20 protein-coding genes and 12 pseudogenes are annotated in these 26149 nt (G+C 34.0%); 10 read left to right on the plus strand and 22 right to left on the minus strand.

Annotation, left to right across the window (positions count from 1 at the left end):
• Positions 1-27: 27 nt before the first annotated feature.
• The 3 pseudogenes from HGO49_RS01425 to rnhA all read right to left on the minus strand — a co-directional run.
• Positions 28-1206 (minus strand): annotated as a pseudogene (locus HGO49_RS01425) (recombinase family protein); the annotation flags it as partial.
• Positions 1207-1512 (minus strand): annotated as a pseudogene (locus tag HGO49_RS01430) (ATP-binding protein); the annotation flags it as partial.
• Positions 1513-1601: 89 nt separating this feature from the next.
• Positions 1602-2039, minus strand: a pseudogene (gene rnhA, locus HGO49_RS01435) (ribonuclease HI); the annotation flags it as partial.
• A gap of 423 nt (positions 2040-2462) precedes the next feature.
• Here rnhA and HGO49_RS01440 point away from each other — a divergent pair.
• Positions 2463-3332, plus strand: a complete 870-nt coding sequence (locus HGO49_RS01440) for an Rpn family recombination-promoting nuclease/putative transposase (protein WP_172758414.1) — start codon at positions 2463-2465, stop codon at positions 3330-3332.
• 228 nt (positions 3333-3560) lie between these two features.
• Here the strand turns inward: HGO49_RS01440 and HGO49_RS01445 are convergent, their stop codons facing one another.
• Entirely contained in the window at positions 3561-4649 is a 1089-nt protein-coding gene (locus HGO49_RS01445; protein WP_096616077.1) for an IS481 family transposase, read from the minus strand.
• A gap of 55 nt (positions 4650-4704) precedes the next feature.
• On the opposite strand from HGO49_RS01445, the pseudogene HGO49_RS01450 reads away from it, so the two are divergent.
• A pseudogene (locus HGO49_RS01450) lies at positions 4705-5241 on the plus strand (integrase core domain-containing protein); the annotation flags it as partial.
• Positions 5242-5344: 103 nt separating this feature from the next.
• On the opposite strand, the pseudogene HGO49_RS01455 reads toward HGO49_RS01450, so the two are convergent.
• The 5 genes and pseudogenes from HGO49_RS01455 to HGO49_RS01475 form a co-directional block, all read right to left on the minus strand.
• Positions 5345-6265 (minus strand): annotated as a pseudogene (locus HGO49_RS01455) (recombinase family protein); the annotation flags it as partial.
• Positions 6266-6275: 10 nt separating this feature from the next.
• Complete coding sequence (locus tag HGO49_RS01460; RefSeq protein ID WP_172758413.1) at positions 6276-6707, minus strand: DUF2924 domain-containing protein; 432 nt, start codon at positions 6705-6707, stop codon at positions 6276-6278.
• 4 nt (positions 6708-6711) lie between these two features.
• Entirely contained in the window at positions 6712-7161 is a 450-nt protein-coding gene (locus HGO49_RS01465) for an ankyrin repeat domain-containing protein (protein WP_172758412.1), read from the minus strand.
• A 25-nt stretch (positions 7162-7186) separates the two neighbouring features.
• Positions 7187-7885 carry an ankyrin repeat domain-containing protein gene (locus tag HGO49_RS01470; RefSeq protein ID WP_172758411.1) on the minus strand — a complete coding sequence of 233 codons (699 nt, stop codon included), beginning with the start codon at positions 7883-7885 and terminating at the stop codon, positions 7187-7189.
• Between the two features lie 168 nt (positions 7886-8053).
• Positions 8054-8428: pseudogene (locus HGO49_RS01475) on the minus strand (phage tail protein); the annotation flags it as partial.
• 221 nt (positions 8429-8649) lie between these two features.
• Here HGO49_RS01475 and HGO49_RS01480 point away from each other — a divergent pair.
• Positions 8650-9594: an IS110 family RNA-guided transposase gene (locus tag HGO49_RS01480; protein ID WP_017532282.1), complete on the plus strand. Its 945-nt coding sequence runs from the start codon at positions 8650-8652 to the stop codon at positions 9592-9594.
• Positions 9595-9675: 81 nt separating this feature from the next.
• On the opposite strand, the gene HGO49_RS01485 is transcribed toward HGO49_RS01480, so the two are convergent.
• The 9 genes and pseudogenes from HGO49_RS01485 to wmk (HGO49_RS01525) all read right to left on the minus strand — a co-directional run bounded on the left by HGO49_RS01485 (position 9676) and on the right by wmk (HGO49_RS01525) (position 16077).
• Positions 9676-10629 carry a phage tail protein gene (locus HGO49_RS01485; RefSeq protein WP_172758410.1) on the minus strand — a complete coding sequence of 318 codons (954 nt, stop codon included), beginning with the start codon at positions 10627-10629 and terminating at the stop codon, positions 9676-9678.
• Positions 10630-10662: 33 nt separating this feature from the next.
• Positions 10663-12015: an ankyrin repeat domain-containing protein gene (locus tag HGO49_RS01490; protein WP_237398571.1), complete on the minus strand. Its 1353-nt coding sequence runs from the start codon at positions 12013-12015 to the stop codon at positions 10663-10665.
• 105 nt (positions 12016-12120) lie between these two features.
• Positions 12121-12918 carry a baseplate assembly protein gene (locus HGO49_RS01495; protein WP_172758409.1) on the minus strand — a complete coding sequence of 266 codons (798 nt, stop codon included), beginning with the start codon at positions 12916-12918 and terminating at the stop codon, positions 12121-12123.
• Between the two features lie 2 nt (positions 12919-12920).
• Positions 12921-13256, minus strand: coding sequence for a GPW/gp25 family protein (locus HGO49_RS01500; RefSeq protein WP_172758408.1), 336 nt, complete (start codon positions 13254-13256; stop codon positions 12921-12923).
• Positions 13257-13258: 2 nt separating this feature from the next.
• The gene (locus HGO49_RS01505) at positions 13259-13513 is read right to left on the minus strand and encodes a PAAR domain-containing protein (RefSeq protein WP_026092637.1); all 255 of its coding nucleotides are present in this window, start codon (positions 13511-13513) and stop codon (positions 13259-13261) included.
• Positions 13510-13974 carry a phage baseplate assembly protein V gene (locus HGO49_RS01510; RefSeq protein WP_172758407.1) on the minus strand — a complete coding sequence of 155 codons (465 nt, stop codon included), beginning with the start codon at positions 13972-13974 and terminating at the stop codon, positions 13510-13512. The genes HGO49_RS01505 and HGO49_RS01510 overlap by 4 nt, the downstream gene beginning before the upstream one ends.
• Before the next feature lie 25 nt (positions 13975-13999).
• Positions 14000-14519, minus strand: a pseudogene (locus tag HGO49_RS07535) (IS982 family transposase); the annotation flags it as partial.
• An 88-nt stretch (positions 14520-14607) separates the two neighbouring features.
• Positions 14608-15006, minus strand: a pseudogene (locus tag HGO49_RS01520) (DNA repair protein RadC); the annotation flags it as partial.
• 169 nt (positions 15007-15175) lie between these two features.
• Positions 15176-16077, minus strand: a pseudogene (gene wmk, locus HGO49_RS01525) (WO male-killing family protein Wmk).
• Positions 16078-16197: 120 nt separating this feature from the next.
• Between wmk (HGO49_RS01525) and HGO49_RS01530 the strand changes: the two are divergent.
• Together HGO49_RS01530 and HGO49_RS01535 are read left to right on the plus strand one after the other, a co-directional pair.
• Positions 16198-17094, plus strand: coding sequence for an Rpn family recombination-promoting nuclease/putative transposase (locus HGO49_RS01530; protein WP_172758405.1), 897 nt, complete (start codon positions 16198-16200; stop codon positions 17092-17094).
• 105 nt (positions 17095-17199) lie between these two features.
• A complete protein-coding gene (locus HGO49_RS01535; RefSeq protein WP_172758404.1) occupies positions 17200-19134 on the plus strand; it encodes a hypothetical protein in 1935 nt (644 codons plus the stop codon).
• On the opposite strand, the pseudogene HGO49_RS07200 reads toward HGO49_RS01535, so the two are convergent.
• Positions 19131-19442 (minus strand): annotated as a pseudogene (locus HGO49_RS07200) (nuclease/transposase family protein); the annotation flags it as partial. The gene HGO49_RS01535 and the pseudogene HGO49_RS07200 overlap by 4 nt on opposite strands.
• A gap of 89 nt (positions 19443-19531) precedes the next feature.
• Here HGO49_RS07200 and HGO49_RS01540 point away from each other — a divergent pair.
• The 5 genes and pseudogenes from HGO49_RS01540 to HGO49_RS01555 form a co-directional block, all read left to right on the plus strand.
• Positions 19532-20391 (plus strand): annotated as a pseudogene (locus tag HGO49_RS01540) (IS982 family transposase).
• Between the two features lie 230 nt (positions 20392-20621).
• On the plus strand, positions 20622-21251 hold the full coding sequence (locus HGO49_RS01545) for a GNAT family N-acetyltransferase (protein ID WP_172758403.1): 630 nt from the start codon (positions 20622-20624) through the stop codon (positions 21249-21251).
• A 259-nt stretch (positions 21252-21510) separates the two neighbouring features.
• On the plus strand, positions 21511-21645 hold the full coding sequence (locus tag HGO49_RS07450) for a hypothetical protein (RefSeq protein ID WP_255419746.1): 135 nt from the start codon (positions 21511-21513) through the stop codon (positions 21643-21645).
• Between the two features lie 19 nt (positions 21646-21664).
• Entirely contained in the window at positions 21665-22696 is a 1032-nt protein-coding gene (locus tag HGO49_RS01550; protein ID WP_063631091.1) for a PDDEXK nuclease domain-containing protein, read from the plus strand.
• A pseudogene (locus HGO49_RS01555) lies at positions 22696-22896 on the plus strand (phage portal protein); the annotation flags it as partial. The gene HGO49_RS01550 and the pseudogene HGO49_RS01555, both read left to right, overlap by 1 nt.
• A gap of 121 nt (positions 22897-23017) precedes the next feature.
• Here HGO49_RS01555 and HGO49_RS01560 read toward each other — a convergent pair.
• The 3 genes from HGO49_RS01560 to wmk (HGO49_RS01570) form a co-directional block, all read right to left on the minus strand.
• Entirely contained in the window at positions 23018-24106 is a 1089-nt protein-coding gene (locus tag HGO49_RS01560; protein WP_096616077.1) for an IS481 family transposase, read from the minus strand.
• Between the two features lie 204 nt (positions 24107-24310).
• Positions 24311-25213, minus strand: a complete 903-nt coding sequence (wmk, locus tag HGO49_RS01565) for a WO male-killing family protein Wmk (RefSeq protein ID WP_172758402.1) — start codon at positions 25211-25213, stop codon at positions 24311-24313.
• Between the two features lie 25 nt (positions 25214-25238).
• Positions 25239-26144 carry a WO male-killing family protein Wmk gene (gene wmk / locus HGO49_RS01570; RefSeq protein ID WP_172758401.1) on the minus strand — a complete coding sequence of 302 codons (906 nt, stop codon included), beginning with the start codon at positions 26142-26144 and terminating at the stop codon, positions 25239-25241.
• Positions 26145-26149 lie beyond the last annotated feature (5 nt).

Genomic DNA, 26149 nt, shown 5'->3' on the forward strand with positions numbered 1-26149 from the left:
AGCTCCTTCTTACACCTACTCTTTCTGTTACTTTTGTAAATTAAGACCATAGAATTTCTCCATCTGCTCACTCCACAACATCGGTATTTCTCTTAAATCAACTAATTTCAAATCTCTTGGCTGCCTCCCCTTTACTATGTCTTCCTTTATTTTTGGTGCTAAATAATTCAGCCTTAAAATTTGCTGTATACGTCTTGTACCTATATTAATTTTGGCACTCAGTTCCTTCACACTTCCATATTTTCCCTCTTCTAGTTGCCGTTTCCACAGATGGGCTCTTACCACTGCTTTCAGTAATGCATTGTTTGTTTTACCTTCTGGTTCTACTACCGTGCATTTATTTCCTTTCTTCTTTATTGGTATAAATTTTTTCTCTGATTCAGAATGCACCTCCATTCCATCCTCTTTCACCATTACTCCCTTTATTAACTTTTTCACTACTTCTTTTTGCTTTCCAAAACTTAAATTTTTCCATTCTTCTCCCCATTTTTCATATAGCTGCTCTGTCTCCCTCATCACTTCTTTTTCTACTTCTCCGGCTACTACTGTTCGGTTTATTGATTCACAATTTTTTCCTCTTAAATGGTTATTACATATATAATATCGATACCTTTTATTCTCTTTTTTTGAGTATGTCAGCGTCATGTTCACATTACAACTCTTGCACTTAATTATTCCCCTAAGCAGCGCTTCCTCATATTTTGCTTTTCTATATGGTTGATTCCTTATCAATTCCTGCGCTTTTTGCCATTTTTCTTCCTCTATTATCGCCTCATGTTTTCCTTCATACTCTTTCTCATAATGTCTTATCTTTCCCGTATATATTGGATTTGTTATTATTCTTCTCACCGTTGCCTTTTTAAAGGTATCTGATTTTGTTCTGTAACCTTCTCTATTTAGCTCCCTTGCCAGTCCTGCCATTGACTTCAGCTCCAAATATCTTGCAAATATATGCTTTACTGTCTTTGCTTCTTTCTCATTTATTATTAATTCTTTATCCTTTACATCATATCCAAGCGGTAAAGTTCCACCCATCCATATTCCTTGCTCTTTTGATGTTGCTATTTTGTTTTTTACTCTCTCTACTATCATCTCTCTTTCTAGCTATGCTGCTCCTGATAATACCGTTTGTACGAATTTTCCCATTGGCGTATTATTGTCAAATATCTGCGTTACTGCTACAAAATTTACTCGATGTCTTCTAAAATTTGCTCCACTTGCCTTAGACGATAATTTCATTCTGCTTACTGCTGCAATTGAAGGTAAAGCTTCTCCTCTAAACCCAACATGCCTCATAAATGCTAGTTCTAAGTCGTCCTTTTCTATTCCATTTCCATCATCTGTCACAGTTATAAGGTTACGTCCACCACTTTCTATTTTGATCTCTATCTCTGAACTTCCAGCATCTATTGCATTTTCTACTAATTCCTTTACTACACTCGCTGGCCTTTCTATTACCTCTCCTGCTGCTATACGATTTATAGTTTTTGTGTCTAAAAGAATTATTGCCATAACACTCCCTCCAATCTATGAAACCTAGAGCTCCCTCTATTTTTTTTTGATTTCTCGATCTCACAATCTCTATATTTTAGCTTTTTAGATTCCTTTCTAGCGAGTCTATCTGCCTCTTCATTATAGGTATTACCACTGTGAGCTCTAACCCACTTCTAATCAACATCATGCTGTAAAGCAACTTCATCTAGCTCCTGCCATAATTCCCTGTTCTTCACTGGCTTTTTATCAGCTGTCTTCCAACCATTTGTTTTCCACTTGTTGATCCATCCTGTTATACCTTGTTTAATATACTGACTATCAGTGTGTACAATAACTCTGCAGGAAATTTTTAACATCTTTAGCCCATTAATTACAGCCTTTAGCTCCATCTTGTTATTTGTTGTGTTCTCTTCACCTCCAGAGATACGTTTTTTGATAAAGACACTTTTATTTTCATACATTACCACGGCTGCCCATCCACCAGGCCCTGGATTTCCAGAACATGCTCCATCTGTATATATTATAACCTTCTTTTTTTCGCCCATACTTACAGGATATAGATTCAACGTAAATTTGCTACCAAAATATGTTGATATTATTTTTTGAATATTTTAAAATATAAAATATAAGGTGTGAGAGATTGACAAACCTGTCCTCACGATGTTAGGTAAATCGTAATTGAGCTTTTAGGCTCGTATTTTTATTAGGAGGTTAGTCTCTCACACTGAAAATAAATATTTTTAAGCTCTTAATAGCTCATCAATTCATTTGCTGGGGTTTATAGAGGGAGTTGTAAAAGATGATAAAATATAACATTAAGGTGCGTGGTAGCATTCTAGGGTCATTTATGAAGGTAGTTTTTTGCCGACTCTTGAAATTTAGCTAACCTTAATAGGCTTTAGTATAAAAACGTTGAATATTTCTTCACAATTGTGTATAATTATTAATGCTTTCTTGGTTAATTTCTCATGGCTCTTTCTAAGTTTCTCGATCCAAAAAATGATATATCGTTCAAGCGCATCTTTGGTACTGAAAAAAATAAGGACATCCTTATTCACTTTCTTAATGATATTCTTGGCTTCACTGGTAAAAGTGCAATAAAGGATATAGAGTTTTTAAGTACTATTCAAGACCCTGATATTGCCTCTAAAAAACAAAGCATTGTTGATGTTCTCTGTAGAGATGAAAATGGGCTGCAAGTGATAGTCGAAATGCAGGTCGCTAAAACCAAAGGCTTTGAGAAACGTGCCCAATATTATGCTGCTAAAGCTTACTCAAGACAGGCTGATAAAGGTGATCAATATCATGATCTTAAGGAAATTATCTTTATTGCTATAGCAGATTGTATTTTATTTCCTGATAAGTCTGAGTACAAATCAAAGCACACTATTCGCGATGAAGATACTAATGAACATGATCTAAAAGATTTTTACTTTATATTTATTGAGTTGCCTAAATTTCCCAAAACAAAAGAAGATCAGCTTTCAAGTATAGTTGAAAAATGGGTCTACTTCTTTAGATATGCAGATGAAACTAGTGAAGAAGAGCTAGAGAGAATAATAGGAAGTGATCTAATAATTAAAAGAGCATATGAAGAACTAAATAGATTCAACTGGTCAGAAAAAGAATTTATAGCCTATGAACAAGAGATCAAGCGTATTCGTGATGAACAGGCTGTCCTCGCTCAAAAACTCGATGATGCTACTCACAAAGGTAGACAAGAAGAAAAAATCGAAGTAGCCAAAAACTCACTCAAGGCCGGTATCTCTATAGATGTTATAGCTCAAATTACCGGTCTCTCTCATTCTGAAATTTCACAACTCAAAGAAAAAATATAATACTCCTACTTATTCACTTTAACATTTATGAAAATCTTTTCTAAGTTAGACATATCCCCTAATTAAGAATCTAGTGAACTGTCTAAAACAGCTATAAAGATTACACATAGAATTATATAAATTACTATCATAACGTTATCCAAATTTCTGTATCAAAGCTACGTGCTGTAAGTTCGGGAATGTTCAAAAAAGTGTGTACTAGACACAACTTAATCTGACAGGGATGAATTAACTGACAGAAGAATTGAGGTAGTTAAAACTAATATCAGTCTCTTGTTTCATGCTACTAATATTTTTCTGAAAAGCAATGTGTTTGCTATTAAGAAAAGTCTGAGTAGGCGTTTTGCCATAGCAATATTTGCCTGAATGAGGCCTTGTCTCATTATAAGAACGCAACCAATGATCAACATCTATCTGCAGATCTTCCAAAGAATTGTAGATTTTCTTGCGAAAAATAATATTGTAACACTCATCTTGCATAGTCTTATGGAATCTCTCGCATATGCCATTAGTTTGCGGAGAATTGGCTTTAGTTCTTGAGTGATCAATATTTTCGATTCCTAAGTATAACTGATAAGCGTGATTCTCTGGTTTGCCACAATATTCTGTACCTCTATCGGTCAAAATGCGCAATAATGGCACGCTTTGTACATCAAAAAATGGTATTACTCTATCATTCAGCAAGTCAGCAGCGGTAATAGCAGTTTTATCTGTATAAAGCTTAGCAAAAGCCACTCTCGAATAAGTATCAATAAAAGTTTGCTGATAGATTCTTCCTATACCCTTGATGTTGCCTACATAATAAGTATCTTGAGAACCTAAATAACCTGGATGCTCTGTTTCAATTTCACCATGTGCTTCCCTTTGTTCTTTAACTTTTTCTAAAGCCGCAAGTTGCTCCTCTGTTAGAATTATTCCATCTTGCATAACTTTTGCCTCAAGAGCCCTCAGTCTTTTTTTGAAGGTCTCAAGGTCATTTCTCAGCCATACAGATCTCACTCCACCTTCAGAGATTATTATGCCCCTTTTTCTCAGTTCATTTGCAGCTCTTTGTTGTCCATATGCAGGAAATTCTGTTGCAATATTAACTACAGCTCTTTCCATGTCTTCAGAGACTCTGTTTGCCATAAGTGGTTTTTTCTTGCTTATCTCATGCAGCGCTTCTTCTCCTCCATTTTCATATAGTTCTTTGAATCTATAAAATGTATCCCTTGAATATCCCATAACCTTGCATGCTTGAGACACATTTCCAAGCTGTTTTGCTAGCTCTAGCAATCCTAGTTTCGGCTTTAGTATTTTTGTTTGTATCGTACTCATTTCTAACACTCCTTTCTTTTATTATTTTATAACTTACTTTTTTAAAGTGTCAGATCAAGTCTTGTTTAATACAACTTATTCGAGAGTGGCTTTTGCTAAGCTTTATACAGATAAAACTGCTATTACCGCTGCTGACTTGCTGAATGATAGAGTAATACCATTTTTTGATGTACAAAGCGTGCCATTATTGCGCATTTTGACCGATAGAGGTACAGAATATTGTGGCAAACCAGAGAATCACGCTTATCAGTTATACTTAGGAATCGAAAATATTGATCACTCAAGAACTAAAGCCAATTCTCCGCAAACTAATGGCATATGCGAGAGATTCCATAAGACTATGCAAGATGAGTGTTACAATATTATTTTTCGCAAGAAAATCTACAATTCTTTGGAAGATCTGCAGATAGATGTTGATCATTGGTTGCGTTCTTATAATGAGACAAGGCCTCATTCAGGCAAATATTGCTATGGCAAAACGCCTACTCAGACTTTTCTTAATAGCAAACACATTGCTTTTCAGAAAAATATTAGTAGCATGAAACAAGAGACTGATATTAGTTTTAACTACCTCAATTCTTCTGTCAGTTAATTCATCCCTGTCAGATTAAGTTGTGTCTAGTACATATTAGTTTTAACTACCTCAATTCTTCTGTCAGTTAATTCATCCCTGTCAGATTAAGTTGTGTCTAGTACACGTAATATCTATACCTTTTATTCTCTTTTTTTGCGTACGTCAGCGTCATATTTGCATTACAGCCCTTGCACTTAATTATTCCCTTAAGCAGTGCTTCCTCATATTTTGCTTTTTTATATGGTTGATTCTTTATTAATTCTTGTGCTTTTTGCCATTTTTCTTCTTCTATTATTGCTTCATGTTTTCCTTCATACTCTTTCTCATAATGCCGTATTTTTCCCATATATATTGGATTTGTTATTATTCTCCTTACCGTCGCTTTTTTAAAGATATCTGATTTCCCTTTCGTACGGTACCCTTGGCTATTTAACTCTCTTGCCAACTCTGCCATTGACTTCAGCTCCACATATCTTTCAAATATATGCTTTACTGTTTTTGCTTCTTTTTCATTTATTATTAATTCTTTATCTTTTACATCATACCCAAGCGGTAAAGTTCCACCCATCCATAAACCTTGTTCTTTTGATGTTGCTATTTTATTTTTTACTCTCTCTACTATCATTTCTCTTTCTAGTTGTGCTGCTCCTGATAACACTGTTTGTACAAACTTTCCCATCGGCGTATTATTGTCAAATATTTGCGTTACTGCTACAAAATTTACTCTATGCCTTCTAAAAAATGACGTTACTTCTATACTATCTTTTGTTTCTCTTGATAGTCTATCTAATGTATATACTACTACACAATCTACTTCTCCTCCTTTAACATCTTCAAATAATTCCTTTATTGCTGGTCTTTCTAAGTTTTTCCCTGAATATCCTCCATCATCGTACCTTTTTGCCAATACCACCCAACCCTCTCTGCTCTTTATATACTTTTCACATGCTACTCGCTGCGCATCTAAGCTGTTAAACTTTTGTTCTAGACCGTCTTCATTTGACTTCCTCGTATATATTGCGCATCTCACCTCTTTCAGCATTTTCTCCTCTTCAGCTCCCATTTTTATCACGCATTCCAAATAATAAAGGTCCGTTGTAACTCATTCCCATTATTCTTCCGGCTACTGCTGATAATGATGTGAAAAATTCTTCTCTGTAGATTAAACCCTTGTCTGTTACCATCACCGCATGCGTCTCTTCTCCTCTCTCTAGTATTAATTCTGTCCCTTCTACTGGTAATTTATCGCTACTTATTCTTTTTCCCTTCTCTAGCCGATCTGCCAGATACTCTAGTCTTTTTAATCCTTTTCTTGACATTTCTCCATATACTTTTTCCTGCATTCTATAAGCTAATCTTGGTATCAGATATTTCTTTGAGTATCTAGGTGCTTCTTCCACAAATACCTTCTTCCACATTTTTCTCAGCTCACCCAAAGGTTTTCTCTCTAAATTCATTACTTTCTTTTCTATTTCTTCCTCCATATTTTTAGCCTTTCATAAATAACTTTTCAATTCTGTCTATTTCTTTCTTCAACACTTCAGTTACTTCTTTACTGTTTTTTGCATAATCCATCGCTGTCATTCCAAATTTATCCGCTTGCTCTATTTCTCCTCCAGCCTTCACTAATTCTTTCACTATCTCTTTTTCGCCTATCATGCATGCAAGGTGCAGCGGTGTGCATTTATTTCCATATTCCTCAGCATTTACTTCTGCTCCTGATTTTATCAATTCTCTCACGATTTCTAGACGTTTCTCCGTTACCGCTAGGTGCAGTGCTGTATATCCTTCTACATCTTTAGCATTCACATTCGCTCCTTTTTTGACTAATAATCTCACTGTTTTTGCGTCTACTGCATAATGTAGTTCCCTTTTCGTCTCTTTCTTTTTAAATGAGCTCTCTAATAGAGATTTCTCTTTCTTACCAAGCTTTATCATAATCTACCCCTACCTTTCTTTAAACCTAAGCCTTCCTTTTCACCACCTCATCTATCATCTCATTTACTTGGCTCATTATCTTGCTTGCTAAATTTTGACATTCCTCCTTTATTAGTGATTTGTCTCTTTTCCTTATTTCTCCTATCTCTATTATTTTTAGCTCCGGCATGTAGCTTCCATTCAACATGTCTGCTATTTCTCCCACTAGCCCCTCTATTCCATAGCACGTCAGTTCTCTACTTTTTGTTATTCCTCCTTTTTCTCTCAAAAATTTACTCGCCTTTTCACTCTCTTTGCTATCACATAGACGATACTTTTCACTTTCCCAGATGTAATATATTGGCGTTGCGCCGTACTTATTCAGTTGATTAACTTCAGCTCCAGCCTTTACCAGCTCTTTTATTATTTCAACTCCTGCTCCTTTGCATGCAGAGTGGAGTGGCGTACATCCAGTAACATATTGAGTAGCATTTACTTCCGCTCCTTCCCTTAGCAGCACTTTTACATTTTCTAAACTCTTTGCAAATACTGCACAGTGTAGAGGTGTATAACCATTTTTATCTCTTGCATTTACCTCTGCCCCTTTTTTTATTAATAATCTCACTGTTTTGTAATCGGAGATTTCTACTGCTTGATGCAAGATCGTCTCTCCTTCTTCATTTCTTTTATTAATGTCTTTAAATCCGTTACTTGATACTTCTTTAAAAAACTTGCTAAAACTCATTTCATACCTCACAAAATTAGCTTTTCTAGCACCAGACAAATTTCTTATATTTACCTGCTGCTATTCAAGTCATGTCCTTTTTAGCATGAGAAAGCAAGTCTTTTTCTTTTTATTTCATACACTTTTACCTATTATTAATATAATATATGAGTATCTAAATATAAGTACTTAACTTATTAGAGATATTATTCGACTATCTTTCCAACTTCTGTGCAAATGTCGATGTTCATGCCACTTCAGTACTCCCAGGTAAAATACTAAAATGTGCTTTTCTAATTCGTGTATTGAGTCTTTTTGCTCTGAATCCAAATCATTTTTATAGTAAACGTTGTGTTCTGCTAAAACATATTTTCTGACCTTCTGATCTGTATAATTTTCTACTTTATAGTTGTGAGTAACGCTAAATCTTTCTAAAATTGGCTTGTGTTTTAAATTCCAATATTGCCCTGAAAGTTTATCGCTTCCCAATACAAATTTATTTCCTCTTTCTTCTACGCTACTAACTGGAAAGCACGTATTTATGTCTCCTAAATCCCAACTGTTGTAAGTTAAAAATATGATATAAAGGAGATAAGAGGGAAGATAACCCTACTCACTATAGGAATAGAGTTATCACGGGCGTGTGCGACCGACCAACTGTTGGTATTATAACCGTTCGGATCAAGGTACACTAGCCCATCTCTCGATACGTTTGAATAGTTGCATGGGACATATGTATGCACCCGTTTACAATCTTAAATTAATTAAAACTAATCGAGGTTATTATGATTACATCTTATCAAAATTTTATTGGCATTGATATCGGAAAATTTAAAAATGTTGTTGCAGTTCACAAACAGAAGAATGCTGTCGAATTCGACAATGATACTGCTGGCTGGCAACAATTGTTTCAAGATTTTTCAAATATCTTACCTAATTCTTTAGTAACTCTGGAAAACACTGGAAAATATGAGCTTGGCTTAGCACATTTTCTTGTTGATAAAGATATTGCTGTACATCGAGCTAATACTCGCAAAGTAAAAAGCTTTGTTCTATCTCATGGAACTTTAGCAAAGTCTGATCAATCAGATGCAAGAGCCCTTGCTCAGTATGGGTTTGAACGCTATAGTACTCTATCTCTATTTGCACCTATGTCAAAAGAACAAACAACCTTAGTTGCACTTTGTCAACGTCGTGATGACATTACAAAAATGAGAGCTCAAGAGAAATCTAGGCTTGCAGCACCTGAAAACGACCATATAAAAGAAAGCTGTCAGAAAACTATTGAATTCTTTAATAGCCAGATAGATGAGCTCAACAATACCATACAAAAAATTATTGATGAGAATCCAGAGTTACAAAAGCGCCAAAAAATCCTTAAAACAGTTCCAGGAATAGGTGCAAAATTATCTCAAGATTTTCTGTGTCTAATGCCAGAACTTGGTTATGTAAGTAGGGGAGAAATTGCAAGTCTTGCTGGAGTTGCACCTCATCCGAAAGAAAGTGGTAAAACTATTGGTTATCGCAGAATAAGTGGTGGCAGAAGCAACGTTCGTGAAAAGCTTTTTACAGCTGCGATGTCTGCTTCAAGGTCTAAGTCTGCGCTTGGTGGCTTCTATTCAAGGCTTGTTGGTAAAGGTAAAAAGAAGATGGTGGCTATGACAGCTCTAATGCGTAAAATCATAGTAATTGCCAATGCGAGGCTTAAAGAAGCAGTCAATGTGAATTAAAAAAATCTGCATAGAAAATAGGTTAACGAATATGTGGATAAATACGTCTACACACATTTAAAGTATTTATCCACATATTCGTTAACCATAAGATCTAAGCAGTAACTGTTGTTTGATACAAAATTTTTCTATGATTAAGTTAGGGTTTTTATTGTCAAAAATGCACTTTTTACTCGAATAAAAAACAAAATTACAAACAAAAGTTGTAATGAAACTAAATTCAAAAAATTTTAAAAAACATAGTTGATCTGATAATACTATCTGCGCTTTTGCAAATTTAATCGATGGTAATAAACTCTGTGGTAATGGATATAGTGCTTTTACGTTATACCACTGATGACTTCTTTCATAAATGCCTTGGTAATCCTTTATGTGAGGTTCTGTTTCTCCAAGTACTGCCACATCTAACCGATATACGTCATTACTAAATGCCTGCTCATAATGAACACGAAAAGTACTAAACTTAAAATTTGGATTTAAGCTTTTTAGCTCAAATGTATTCTTCCGACCAAACGATAATACTGGTCCATCCTTTTCAACCTTTATCCCTGAGTACTCCGATAACAAATTTCCAAAAAAGCTTTCATCTAAAATAAACCTATCAACGTTGTAGTAATCATTAAACATCCTCATTAGCCGCGATCTTGCTGGCAATGACAGCTTTGCAAGTTCTACTACTGCATCTACAAAAAAGTCATTTGGAACATCTTTTATACCTATCTGCAGCTCAAAGAAGTGCTTGCCAGGTGGTTCTTCGATAATTTTAATATCTTCTATATTCGCCCACTTTAGTGCTATTTTGAGTGATGCTGGAGTTCCTCTCAGTCTTTGAAATTTTACTCCTTCTACTACAGCTTTTCTTTTATCCTTTATCCAACGTAGTATTTCCCCCAATTCATATTCCTCAATCAACCACGGCAATGTTTCTTCTTTAAGACTAAACTTAAATCCCCTGATACAGCTTGGATCTACTTTATAATCTATCGCATCTACTAGCGCTTTCTCCTGGTTTGTTGCATTTGGTGGCAGTAACATTAGCTTTTATTTATCGATTTAACTCGTGAATTTTTAAGGTATTGAACTCCTTTCTTTAAAGCTCTCAGGACCAGATTTAAAATCATTAAGTAATCCTCTTGGCAATTTATTATCAGCTTTACTGTTATCGCTATGGTACAGAACAGCTGCTGCAACAATAATACAACCTACTACTATTCCTGCTGCTACAAAACTTCCTTGAACAATAAGATATATAGATAATGGAAACATTACTGTAATAGCTACCAATGTTGAAGTAGTTATTGCTTTTTTCGCATTGTTATACTTAGGTATTTGATCATCAACAGTAGAAGTATTTGAGCGGCTTTTGGCAGCATGTAATATTTCTCTTATTACTTTAATATTATCCTCCCTTTCCTTTCGAGTTGGTAATGTTGCAACTACAGATTTATTTTCATCACACTCCGTATAAGCATCCAGAATCCCAAATGTGCATCCCCCAGCCATTTTACCTACGATTTCCTGAGTGTCCTCATAACTATAGCCAAGCATGTCAATAGGTTTCTCGCCCTTGTAATTGACAGCATCAGGATTTGCTCCTTTATCTAATAATCTTTGAATTAATTCTGGAGAATCACCTCTAAGGCATGCTATGTGTAACGGTGTCATACCATTAGAAAGATGAATACAATTTATATCAAGGTCTTCTCTTTCTAGTAACTTACTTATAATGTCCTTTTGTTTCAAAAGCCCTGAAATTTTGTTTAATATTTTTTTATTTTTGTTTACACGATTTCTTATATATAGTTTTTCTTTCAAATCTTTTTCGTATTGAGGTAAGAATGATTCACCTTTATTAATGTCTTTCTGAAGATTAGAACAGAAACCACTAAAGTCCTGTCCGTTAATATGATTCCACCCTTTAGATATAGCAAGAAGAATCGGATTATTACCATAGAGTAAACTATACTTGTTAATGTTTTCATCTTTCTCAATATCACCTTTTGCAACAGATGAATTTGATATATCAAACATTAGCTCAGTATTTTCACCCACTAAGATATTAGTGCTCTCTAAGTGAAAACAAGGTATGCTTGATTGAAACTTTCCTGGAGGTGTGAGCCGTCCAACACTTTCTTTCCATTCCACTGGTTCAGAATCTTCATCAAACCCGTTATCGTACTCATCTATAGTAGAAGAGCGGACTCCTTTTTCAGTTAACAGTTTGTGCATGTTCAAGCAGTCTCTGTAACCTTCTTTAATAATATCGTTAATCTTTCTTTTTATTTGCACGTCAAGTTCATCGTCTTGTATATTGTGCTTTTCATAAATTATTTTTTTAAGCTCTTCTTTACTCAATTGTGATAACCAACTTGCAAAATTTTCCAAATCACATTGAATATTCTGTTCTATCTCTCCTGTCATAACTATTTTTAATTTATATATTACTTAATAATTATATATAATATTTTTACTATTGTCAACTTATCGCTTTCTCAACGTTGTTGCAATGCAAGCTTCATACAATTCTTAACCTTCTACTAATTCAAGTTCTAAATGACCTAAATGAGCACATTCATTACCTAGCACCATAACATCCTCTTTTGGCTCTATTAATTCTACGTTTTCTACACCCTCTACAAATAGATTTGCTATTATCCAAGATCTTGTAACATTCCATCCCAGCCTTCTATTTGCTTCAAACTTCTCAATAAACTGCTTCGTGATTTCTTCCTCTGATATTACAGGACTTATGCTCATTCTGCTGTGAATATCTATTTCCGTAATATTGCAACCAATTACTGTTACTGTATCTGTTAAAACCCTTATATCATCTCTGGTAACCTGCTTTTTTACAATTTCAAGTAAGTCTTCTGGCACTGTGGATAACTCTGTGGATAAAATTGAGATCTCTACACTTCCTGGCACTTTTGACTCAACTAGCGCATCCTTTACTCTTTTATCTGCTGACAGTGCATGATATCTATAATATTCCTTACTTCCTCCTGTTGACCAACCTGCTATTTTTGCTTTTACCCTCTTTCTAAATCTTTCATCCTCTTCTTCTTTCTGCCTATCCACTCCGTAAAACTCAGCTAAATTATCAAGATCTTCTCCTTTCGCAAATTTTAGTAAATTGCTCTTTACTGATTCATTTATTCTTTGTCTTAGTAACAATTCCCTCCATGCTGCTACCTCAAGAATCTTTATCGATGGATCACTTTCAACTAATGCTGAAAAGGTTTCATCTCTACGGACTAACTCTTCCTTCATTCTCGAAAAGATTTCCTCATAGCTTAGCTTTTCAATAATATTAGATGTCTGCATTTCTAAACAACTACTCCACTAATATCTATGAATTTGCCTTCTGGAAGATAAATACCTTCGAGTACAAGAGTCATTTTTCCTTCTTTAACTTCAGCAATCTTTACTTTTTCTAACTTAAATCTCTTCTCAAATTTCCCCAGTGCTTCTGCTGTTGCTGCATAGATTTCCAAAGTTAAATCTCTATTTATTGGCTTATCCACCAATTCAAATAATCTTGACCCATAATCTCTCCTCATTACTCTGCTATTAATAGGGGTAGTTAAAATATCTACGACAGATTGCTTTAAGTGCTCTATTCCTTCTAACGCTTTTCCTGTTTTAGCATCCATACCCTTCATTTCTATTTTGCAAAAACGCTTTCACTGCCTTTTATTACTTTAAATCCACAGGAAACTATATCTCCTATTCTTCCCGCTCCAAACCCATTTGCAAACACTGTTTTTGATCCTTCTATTAATATTTTTCCTTCACTAAAACTATCTCCTTGCCGGCAAACTGGCTTACCATTTACAAAAACATTATTACTGCCGCTAATGCAGAAATGTGGTATAGCTTCTCCACAGTAGTCTCCTAACCTCACTATTCCTTTGTTCAATTTAAGTCGATCCTTTCTGCTTTCAGTTTTATTCCACTTTTTGTCATTTCTATACTTGATCCCCCAGCCTTCAGTGTTATTTTATCTACTACTTCAATCTCTAAATGATGTTTATCTTTATCGTATGACAACTTTGTTCCATCTTGAAACTTCACACTATTTATTTCTTTTTTATTCTCTGGTGCAGGGTATTTTTCATGGTATATCCCTCCTAACACTACTCCTAATGATAATTCACCAAGAGGAGAAAATATCATACCCTGTTCATCAATATCTGGCGGAGACCAATCTCTATCTTTTCCTGCTTTGCTCGTTATCCATGGCACCCAATCTGTTAAAAATTCTCCTATTTTAACTCTTACTTTTGCTTTTTCATAATCTATTTCTTTTACAACTCCTATACGAACAATGTTGGCCATTTTCCTCTGTAGTTCCGAAATTGCAAAATTATTTTCTAACATTTATTTCACCGATTTCTATTTTGTCTGGTTTTCTGTCGTCAACGTTACCTTTAGTCATTGTAACTCCTTGAATTTCACCTTTTTCATTAATTACCATATGCAATTTAAAACCCAAAAACCAGCCATATGTAGTCTTTCCAAGCTTTGCCAATCCTTTGAAAACTTTGTTTCTTGAGATTCTTTTTGGATGGCAAACAGCGATAGAAGTTGCATCTATGTACGAAATTCCGGTCATTTTTGACTGCTCACAAAGCCACTTTAACAAGAGCACTAAATACCTTTTAGCCTAATAAATCTACTATATGTTGGCAAATTTTGAAACTCAGATCCATGTAGTGCTTTCAAATAATATGTATAGAAAGATTTAAAGTCCTCACATCTAGATTGTTGATAAAGTAAATTATAGTAAGAATTTCAGAATGCGTAATCCCTGGCGTTCTGGTAGGTTTTTTACTGTTTGGCAGGAGTTTTTCTGCGAAATTTTTGTTTATAGCCTTGCAAAAATCGTCTACAAAGCAAAATAATTCTGTTACATTTTTATTCATGGGTAACCTCTCTATTTTTTGATAATATGTTTCCGGAGTTTACCCTATTTTCCTGGCTTTTTCACTGACTTCTAATCCCCAACTGGGGTTTATTCAAGTACAGTATTTTTACACATTCCCTTTCTGAGTGGCCTATACTTACGTTTAAGTATTCTACTAGCCCTTGTAAGTCCATTATTGGCTCACTCTTGAGCTTTTCTCTCAGTACTCTTTCTAGTGTTTCCTTAACACACATAATCATTGCTACTGCAGAATCAGTTACTCCTTCTATAACTTTCAGGTCATCCATTTCTCGGCCTAAAATCCTTCCTACTCCTGTATAAGTATTCACCAGATTTTTAGCAATTTCTTGAGCTTGTGGCCTTTCATGTACTGCACTTAGAAATGTTTCCATTATTTCACGATCAAGTAGTGCTTTACCTTTGCTTTCTAATATTCTGAATTCTATTTCTTCTCTATGATCTCTACTACTTTTCTTATTATTCATAAAAATTACCCTTCACTAATAACAAATTGTTTTTAATTATTTACTGCTGTTTTTTATCAGCATTGGCATAAAGCCATAGCTTCCGAGTGAAGTCAAATCAATTTCTCAATCTTTTTTACTTATTTTTTCATCTAAGAGTAAAGATATTAACATATACTGATTTTTTATTTTAAATATGTTGAATTTCGCCTAAAGAGAGGCCTGTTATTTGCAAAATAATATCGGTAGAAATTCCTTTTTTAACTAAGTTCTTTGCAATTTTGATTCTTTCTTCTTCTCTAATTTTCTCCTCACAAATTTGTATGCTTTTAAACATAGATTTTATGAGTACATTACGTAGTTCTTGGCTCTCAATTTCTTTGTATTCTTTAATCAAATCAGGTAGCTCATTTTCCACTTTACTACCTTCATCTTCTTCTATTAGTAGATCTGTAATATTAATCGATAATGTTTCCGCTATTGCATACAATTTTTCCAGTGGAATGGCCACACGTCCTTGCTCATAGTTGCTTATTTCATCACGTGTTGTATCCATTTTCTCAGCCAAATCCTTTTGTGTATACTCCCGTCCATTCTTTTATCTTTTTTCCTATTTTATAGTAGATAGAACCTGTTTTTTCTTCAACACACTCATTAGCAGAGAGGCCAATTGCTTGTGAAACAATATCAACAGAAATTCCTGCTTTAACCAGACCCTTTGCAATTTTTATTTTCTCTGCTTTTTTACTACTTTTCTCACTAACTTGAACCAATTTGGTCAGTAAACAAAACACTCTACGTAACTCCTGACCGCCAATCTTTTTATATTCTCTTACTAATTTCCTCTCCCTCATCTTCAAGACAGATTTTTTCATTTGATACAGGAATGAGATCTATAATACCAATCGATAACACTTCTGCTATAGCGTACAACTTCTCAATCGAAATTTTTCGTGTTCCTTTTTCATATTGTAGTACTATTTGATACGTTACGCCGATTTTTCCCGCTAAATCTTTTTGAGTATAACCTCGCTTTAACCTCCAGCTCCTTACTTTTTGTGCTATCTGATACTTTATCAAGGTATTTGCCATAAATATTATACAGGTTAATACTACCAAATAAAGATATACAAAAACTTCTATGTTTGAATTTTAGTTGAATATTTCTTCACAATTGTGTATAATTATTAATGCTTTCTTGGTTAATTTCTCATGGCTCTTTCTAAGTTTCTCGATCCAAAAAATGATATATCGTTCAAGCGCATCTTTGGTACTGAAAAAAATAAGGACATCCTTATTCACTTTCTTAATGATATTCTTGGCTTCACTGGTAAAAGTGCAATAAAGGATATAGAGTTTTTAAGTACTATTCAAGACCCTGATATTGCCTCTAAAAAACAAAGCATTGTTGATGTTCTCTGTAGAGATGAAAATGGGCTGCAAGTGATAGTCGAAATGCAGGTCGCTAAAACCAAAGGCTTTGAGAAACGTGCCCAATATTATGCTGCTAAAGCTTACTCAAGACAGGCTGATAAAGGTGATCAATATCATGATCTTAAGGAAATTATCTTTATTGCTATAGCAGATTGTATTTTATTTCCTGATAAGTCTGAGTACAAATCAAAGCACACTATTCGCGATGAAGATACTAATGAACATGATCTAAAAGATTTTTACTTTATATTTATTGAGTTGCCTAAATTTCCCAAAACAAAAGAAGATCAGCTTTCAAGTATAGTTGAAAAATGGGTCTACTTCTTTAGATATGCAGATGAAACTAGTGAAGAAGAGCTAGAGAGAATAATAGGAAGTGATCTAATAATTAAAAGAGCATATGAAGAACTAAATAGATTCAACTGGTCAGAAAAAGAATTTATAGCCTATGAACAAGAGATCAAGCGTATTCGTGATGAACAGGCTGTCCTCGCTCAAAAACTCGATGATGCTACTCACAAAGGTAGACAAGAAGGTAGACAAGAAGGTAGACAAGAAGAAAAAATCGAAGTTGCAAAAAATCTACTTAAGGCTGGCATTTCTATTGATGTCATTTCCCAGACAACTGGCCTTCCTCAGGCTAATATTACACAACTTAAGGAAGAAACTTTTTAGTCTACTACCTTCTTCCAGCCATTAATTGTATTAAACAAGAGACTGATATTAGTTTTAACTACCTCAATTCTTCTGTCAGTTAATTCATCCCTGTCAGATTAAGTTGTGTCTAGTACAGATATACAAGTGATGGTTAGGCCTTACACTGAAGTAGACAATACGGCACTAAAAGGTAACTTTAGCTATATTCTACCATTTCAAAAAGGTAGCACATCTGTTAAATTACTTGCTAATTTGGAAAGTAATCATAGGTTTATATTTGGCTATGTGCTTGCTGATATTCAGAGTGTTGATATTGAAGATCAAAATAGTATAAAGTTCAATTTTTTTCCAAAAGTTGCAAATAGTAACTTTAATATAACTATCTCATATAATATGATGAACAATATAATCTATCAATTAAAAGACAGTGCTGAAATAAAAGTAGGTAAGGAAAGAAATTTGTATGCAATACAGAATACTAATAAAACTATTGATGAAATTATAGAAAGTTACCCAGCTATAGCGAATAAACTCAATATGACTATCGCTGTTCAATTTGGTAATCAATCTATACTTATTGGCCATAGAAAGTGTGAGGTAATTCAAAATAACCCAATCCATAACAGTCACTTAATTGGAAATGGTGGTGAGAATATATACGTAATTACTATAGCTTCAGGTGAGCAAAGATATGACCATAGTATTTTTTCTATACCGGAAGTAAACATCTATAATCTTGATAAAGGAAGTTCCATAGATACGTTAGATTTACGTAACGTGATAAAAATAATACAACAAGATGATTTAAAAGTGCATATTGGCCTGTCAAGAAGAATTTCTCAAGATGGAAATGATTTGCTAGTTAAGTTAGAAGCAGAAAATATGGAACAAAATTTTTCAGCAGTAGAAGTGCTAACAATAAGATTAAAAGACGGTTTGAATTGGTATCAAAAGCTTCATATTATCTCAAATAGTGTACCTATGAAAATAAGTTCTGAATTAGAATTAAAACCACAACCTTTGATATTTAAAAAGGATAAGGAGATTATTGTGGTAATGGGTCAAGATGTAGAAAAAGGTACTGAGCTTGTTACACCTAGAAAAGGAGGAAATTATACATTTGTTCGCAGTAATAGTAACGATCTAATGATAACGAATGCTTTTGACTCGACTATTACTAGAGATGATCTTTGCAGTATTACACTTAATAAATTCTATACAACACCTAAGATGAAAACGTTATCAATAAAATTTGCTGATAAAGAAATAGTGTTAAAGGATTATGATAAGGAAATAAGTACGGCAAGAGATGTGGATGTTGTGAGAAAAGAATATGAAGATCAAGTATATAATGATGTTTTCACAGAAGTTATGTTATCTGACCAGCCTCATAGACATAGGCATGAACATAGCAGGCAGCACATTAGAAATCGTAGAATGGTGAGTAGTAGTACAAGACCATCTTCGTGGATAAATGATTTATTTGGTTGGGTAAAGAACTCTATAGGTAGGTTTAGAATTGCTCTGCCTGAGATCTCAGCAAATTATTCTAATACAGCTGGTACTAGCCAATTTAGCAGTAAAGTTTGTATCAGTAACAATATTGGTTTAGGATTTTTCTTACTACAAAGTTTCCTAGATAAAAAATATCCTCTGCCTAAGTTTTGTTCTGCTACTCATGAAGAAGTTCTGGCTGATACACTTAATATAATGGAAGAATTTAAAAAGACACTTAAAAAAACAGCTAAACAATCTGGTGTATCAGTGAAAGGTTTTGACTTTTTTAAAGTGTATTCAGATATAGAAGGTCATGTAAGGAACGAAAGATATTCTAAAATGCCAAGTACATTATATTCAGTCGTAGAAGAAGCTTATCCGAAAAATGAGAAGTTTCTGAGTATTTTTAAAGGTAATATTGAAAAAATGTTTGATGAGCAGCAGATAGTGAATAGTAAATCTCAACCTCACGACATTGTTGATAATAAACCTAGAAGCTATTTAAATAATACAACAGTGGACAAACAGCTACAAGGGTCATATTATGCTATTTCTTTCTAAAGTTGTTTAATTTCATCTACCGAAAGGCCAGTGATTTCAGCGATAACATCAATAGAGACATCGGCCTTGAGTGAGTTTTTGGCTACTTCGATTTTTTCTTCTTGTCTACCTTTGTGAGTAGCATCATCGAGTTTTTGAGCGAGGACAGCCTGTTCATCACGAATACGCTTGATCTCTTGTTCATAGGCTATAAATTTTTTTGCTGACCAGTTGAATCTATTTAGTTTTTCATATGCTCTTTTAATTATTAGATCACTTCCTATTATTCTTTCTAGCTCTTCTTCAGTAGTTTCATCTGCATATCTAAAACCCCAGTTGGGGATTAGAAGTCAGTGAAAAAGCCAGGAAAATAGGGTAAACTCCGGAAACATATTATCAAAAAATAGAGAGGTTACCCATGAATAAAAATGTAACAGAATTATTTTGCTTTGTAGACGATTTTTGCAAGGCTATAAACAAAAATTTCGCAGAAAAACTCCTGCCAAACAGTAAAAAACCTACCAGAACGCCAGGGATTACGCATTCTGAAATTCTTACTATAATTTTACTTTATCAACAATCTAGATGTGAGGACTTTAAATCTTTCTATACATATTATTTGAAAGCACTACATGGATCTGAGTTTCAAAATTTGCCAACATATAGTAGATTTATTAGGCTAAAAGGTATTTAGTGCTCTTGTTAAAGTGGCTTTGTGAGCAGTCAAAAATGACCGGAATTTCGTACATAGATGCAACTTCTATCGCTGTTTGCCATCCAAAAAGAATCTCAAGAAACAAAGTTTTCAAAGGATTGGCAAAGCTTGGAAAGACTACATATGGCTGGTTTTTGGGTTTTAAATTGCATATGGTAATTAATGAAAAAGGTGAAATTCAAGGAGTTACAATGACTAAAGGTAACGTTGACGACAGAAAACCAGTACCAAAATTAACTGAAAAACTGACTGGTCTTTTGTTTGGTGATAAGGGCTATATAAAGAAAGAGCTCTTTGCAAAACTCTTCGATAGAGGAATAAAACTCGTTACCAAAGTAAAAAAAGGTATGAAAAATACATTAATGCTTCTTGAAGAAAAGATTTTTTTAAGAAAAAGGTCGATTATTGAAACAGTTTTTGGTTACCTCAAAAACAGACTTGATCTTGAGCATTCAAGACACAGGTCTCCAATAAATTTCTTGGTGCACATCTTTTCCACATTAGTTTCATATTCTATGAAGCCTAAAAAGCCCTCTATTTCTACATTTTACTGTATTGATTAATCCGCAACTGGGGTATAAAGAAGTAGACCCACTCTACAACTAAAAAACTCTTCAATGTCTCCTATTTGTCCTCCTAACAATGAGAATTGTTGTAAGCTGCTAGTAGCAGATATATCGAGAGATAATGTGAGTAAATCACAGCATGATGCAGTTACTTATCTCAATTTGACAAGTGTAGTCATGACATGCCATATTTACACTTAATTATGATTATTTTAGGTAAGTTCATTATGAATAATAAAACAGGAGCAGAAGTCTCCTTTGAGTTAGATGACAACAATAAATTAAATGTCAGAATTAATACTGAAAGGTTAACCTTAGAATCTGTTACAGTAGAAGACACAAAAACGTACTATGACAATCTATATTCTGACAAGTCTGTAATGAATCTTTATGCAACTGGTAATATTCAAAGTTTAGAGTATGTCAAAGGAAGAGTAGATACATGGGTTAAGAGGTACGAAAAAAACGATGTTTTCTCCTCACTTACAGTACGAAAAAATGATGATGATAGTTTTGTAGGGCAAGTTGTAGCTGATTATAGTGAAAAAGTTGGTCAATCAGAATTAAGTTATTTATTTGCAAAAAAAAATTGGAATAAAGGCTATGCTAGCGAGGCTGTTGGAGCTGTTGTAGGTGAGTGGGTTAACAAAGTTGTAGAAAAAGGCTATAGAATTAACAAAAAACTTGACAATCCAGAAGGAGAAAGATTCACTTTTATTTTTGCAACAGCTAGGCCAGACAATCCCGCATCAGTAAAAATCCTTGAGAACACATGTAAAATGCACAAGTATTGCGAGCAGGAAAGATTTGGTCATTTACGTAATTACTATAAAAAAGATATTACTCCTCTCAGGTGATTGGTTTATTTGAAAGCGTGGGAACATTCAAAAAAGCATAAGCGTCAAGTTAAGGAAAAATAAGAGTGAAGAGGATAGAATAATAAGGTATAAGTTTTTCAGAGATATTTGACCTTACCCAGAAAAAGTGGAGAGAAATTTGGGAACGTTTTTTTACAAAGAGAATGATGAATCAAAATGCTTAGGGATGCAATAGTTAATAGTAAAATGTCAACTCTGAGTGTACTAAATTTACTTACAATCTCTTAACTTGACGCGTATGGTTGTGAAATATGCTGAAGTTCAGATAAATGACTTGCTGAATCTACGGCAACGTATTAATGCTAAATTGAAAATTGCAGATATAAAGCAAAAGAGAAAGATTGTTTTTTCAACGAGTAAAGGGATCATATAATATCGTTGAAAGGAACCGTATGACAAAAATTATAGCAAAAGAATATACAGAATTTTTAGAGCAGCTCAAAGAACAGATTGCTACTAGTCGTTATAAAGCAGCACTAGCAGTAAATAGCAAACTCATTGTGCTTTATCACTATATTGGTACAGAGATCTTAAGGCGCCAAAAAGAACATGGTTGGGGTGCTAAAATCATAGATCAGCTAAGTAAGGATTTGAGAAGCGCATTTCCAGAAATGAAGGGATTTAGTGCTAGGAATCTTACTTATATGCGTCAATTTGCTGCAGAATATCAAGATACTGAATTTACGCAGCAGGTTGCTGCACAATTGCCTTGGTTTCATATTGTAGTTATTTTAGATAAAGTAAAAGATCCAAAAGAAAGACTATTTTATTTTCAAAAAGCTATAGAGCACGGCTGGTCACGTAGTATAATGGTGATGCAAATCGAACGTGAATTGCACAAACGTCAAGGAAAAGCTGTTACTAACTTCAAAGATAAGTTACCTTCTCCCCAGTCAGATTTGGCACATTATACATTAAAAGATCCATATATTTTTGATTTTTTGAGTATAGGAGATGACGCTCATGAAAGAGAAGTAGAAAAAGGTCTTGTAGGCCATGTGGAAAAATTTCTGCTTGAGCTAGGAGAAGGATTTGCATTTGTAGGTAGGCAATTTCACTTAGATGTTGGAAATAAAGATTTCTATATTGATTTATTGTTTTACCATTTAAAGTTACGTTGCTTTGTAGTAATTGAGCTAAAAGATAAAGATTTCAAGCCAGAATATGCAGGAAAAATGAATTTTTATCTTTCAGCCGTTGATGATTTACTAAAGCATGAGACAGATCAACCATCTATAGGATTAATTTTATGCAAGTCAAAGGATAACGTACTAGCTAAGTATACACTGAAAGACATAAATAAACCGATAGGGTTGGCAGAATATAAAATTACTGAAAATCTACCAAAGAATATAAAGGCAGCTTTACCAACAGTAGAAGAGCTAGAGGCTGAGTTATCCAAAGTTTCAGATCAGGAAAAGTAATGCTATTAAAATCGTTCAAGCAATTATTTAGCAAGCCAAAAATCAACAGTTCAGCCTGGGATGCAGCAGGGTCAGGAAGAAGATTTTTTCACTTTCAACCAGAGTTAGGAAGTATAAACAATTTGCTTTCTCAAAGCCTTGAAACTTTACGTAGTAGATCACGTGATATGGTAAGGAAAAATCCATATGCAGCAAATATGTACTAGACACAACTTAATCTGACAGGGATGAATTAACTGACAGAAGAATTGAGGTAGTTAAAACTAATATCAGTCTCTTGTTTCATGTGTACTAGACACAACTTAATCTGACAGGGATGAATTAACTGACAGAAGAATTGAGGTAGTTAAAACTAATATCAGTCTCTTGTTTCATGCTACTAATATTTTTCTGAAAAGCAATGTGTTTGCTATTAAGAAAAGTCTGAGTAGGCGTTTTGCCATAGCAATATTTGCCTGAATGAGGCCTTGTCTCATTATAAGAACGCAACCAATGATCAACATCTATCTGCAGATCTTCCAAAGAATTGTAGATTTTCTTGCGAAAAATAATATTGTAACACTCATCTTGCATAGTCTTATGGAATCTCTCGCATATGCCATTAGTTTGCGGAGAATTGGCTTTAGTTCTTGAGTGATCAATATTTTCGATTCCTAAGTATAACTGATAAGCGTGATTCTCTGGTTTGCCACAATATTCTGTACCTCTATCGGTCAAAATGCGCAATAATGGCACGCTTTGTACATCAAAAAATGGTATTACTCTATCATTCAGCAAGTCAGCAGCGGTAATAGCAGTTTTATCTGTATAAAGCTTAGCAAAAGCCACTCTCGAATAAGTATCAATAAAAGTTTGCTGATAGATTCTTCCTATACCCTTGATGTTGCCTACATAATAAGTATCTTGAGAACCTAAATAACCTGGATGCTCTGTTTCAATTTCACCATGTGCTTCCCTTTGTTCTTTAACTTTTTCTAAAGCCGCAAGTTGCTCCTCTGTTAGAATTATTCCATCTTGCATAACTTTTGCCTCAAGAGCCCTCAGTCTTTTTTTGAAGGTCTCAAGGTCATTTCTCAGCCATACAGATCTCACTCCACCTTCAGAGATTATTATGCCCCTTTTTCTCAGTTCATTTGCAGCTCTTTGTTGTCCATATGCAGGAAATTCTGTTGCAATATTAACTACAGCTCTTTCCATGTCTTCAGAGACTCTGTTTGCCATAAGTGGTTTTTTCTTGCTTATCTCATGCAGCGCTTCTTCTCCTCCATTTTCATATAGTTCTTTGAATCTATAAAATGTATCCCTTGAATATCCCATAACCTTGCATGCTTGAGACACATTTCCAAGCTGTTTTGCTAGCTCTAGCAATCCTAGTTTCGGCTTTAGTATTTTTGTTTGTATCGTACTCATTTCTAACACTCCTTTCTTTTATTATTTTATAACTTACTTTTTTAAAGTGTCAGATCAAGTCTTGTTTAATACAAATTAATAGATAAACTTTGCGATTTCATATCTTAATTTATACCAAGCAAAATTCAACTGAGCCAAAAAAGTTGGTTAGCAAATTCTGCTGGTTAAATCATTAACTAACTTTACTTATATCTTTAACACAATTCAATTTTCACACTCATCAACAGTTAGGCCACTTGCTCGCACAATAATATCAATAGCAACACCTACCTTTGCTAGATTTTTTGCAACCTTGATCCTTTCTGTTTTTTTAACTTTTTCCTTGCCACTTTTCATATTTTCAGATAGAGATTTGACTAATGATTCTTGTTCTCCGTACTCATCCATTAAACTCAATAGCTTTTTGCTTTCTCTTGTTTTAGGTAGCAGAACTTTAATATTCACTGATAATGCATTTGATATTTCATATAATTTATCAAATGTTATAGCAGTATAGCCTCTTTCATACTCGTGTATTTCCTTAAGTGTTAAACCAACTTTATCCGCCAAATCTTTTTGAGTGTATCTCCTTATCAATCTCCATTCTCTTATTCTTTGTCCTATTCTGTAATATATAGAATCAGTGCAGATTTCTCTCTCTGTACTATCATACTCGTAAATAGATAAACCCGTTGCCTGGGAAATTATGTCAACTGAAACTCCTTCTTTCACTAGATTTTTTGCTATTTCCAACCTTGCCTCTTCTTGATTAATTTTTTCGCTAATATGAACAAACCTGACTAATGAAGGTACTATTTTGCCTAACTTTTGATTCTCGTATATTTTCGTTAGATAGAGTATTTCCTCGTCTTCATCTTCATACTCTCTTACTGTTATTGGTTTAGGTAATAGATCTACAGCATTAACTGATAATACTCTTGCTATTACATATAGCACTTCAACTGGAATAGGAATATACCCATTTTCATAATCCTTTATTTCTTGATACGCTAATCCGATTTTACTTGCCAACTCTATTTGAGTACATCTTTGCATTAATCTACAATTTTCTACTTTTTGTCCTATTTCATAGCTTATAGAACTAATATCTCTTACAGAAACAAACATATATACCTTATTTAGAAATAAATTTTCATGCAATTTGATCAGCGGATAAACCAATTATTTGCAAAATAATATCAACAGAAATTCCCTCTTTTACTAGATCTCTTGCAACTTTGATTCTTTCCGCTTTCCTCACTTTTTCTTCACAACCTTCAAACAAAGATTTTATTAATGCATTACGTAGTTCTTGGCTCTCAATTTCTTTGTATTCTTTTATCAAATTCGGTAGCTCATTTTCCACTTTACTACCTTTATCTTCCTCTGTTAGTAGATCTGTAATACTAATCGATAATGTTTCTGCTATCTCATATAATTTTCCCAGTGGAGTAGCTACGCGTCCTTGTTCATAGTTGCTTATTTCGTCACGTGTTGTACTCATTTTCTCCGCTAAATCCTTTTGAGTATACTCTCTCACTAGTCTCCATTCCTTTATCTTTTTGCCTATTTGGTAGTAGATAGAACCAACTTTTTCTTCAACACATTCATCAGCAGACAGACCAATTGTTTTTGCAACAATATCAACAGAAACTCCTGCTTTAACCAGATCCTTTGCAATTTTTATTTTTTCCGATTTTCTACTACTTTTCTCACTAACTTGGACAAATTTGGTTAGCAAACAAAACATCCTACGTAACTCCTGATCATTAATCTTTTTATATTCTCTTACTAGATTTAATATTTCTTCTTCCTCATCTTCAAGACAGCTTTTTGATACAGGAATAAGATCGGTAATACTGATTGATAGTGCCTCAGCTATAGCATACAACCTTTCGATTGAAATTCTACGGTTCCCTTTCTCATATTGCAGTATTACCCAGTACTTTACACCAATTTTCTCCGCTAAATCCTTCTGAGTATAACCTCGCTCTAACCTCCAATTTTTTACTTTTTCCCCTACTTCACAGTCTAGACTTTTTTCCACTAAAAGAACCATACATA

Origin of the sequence: Wolbachia endosymbiont of Diaphorina citri (assembly GCF_013096535.2) — a bacterium.
Taxonomy (GTDB): domain Bacteria; phylum Pseudomonadota; class Alphaproteobacteria; order Rickettsiales; family Anaplasmataceae; genus Wolbachia.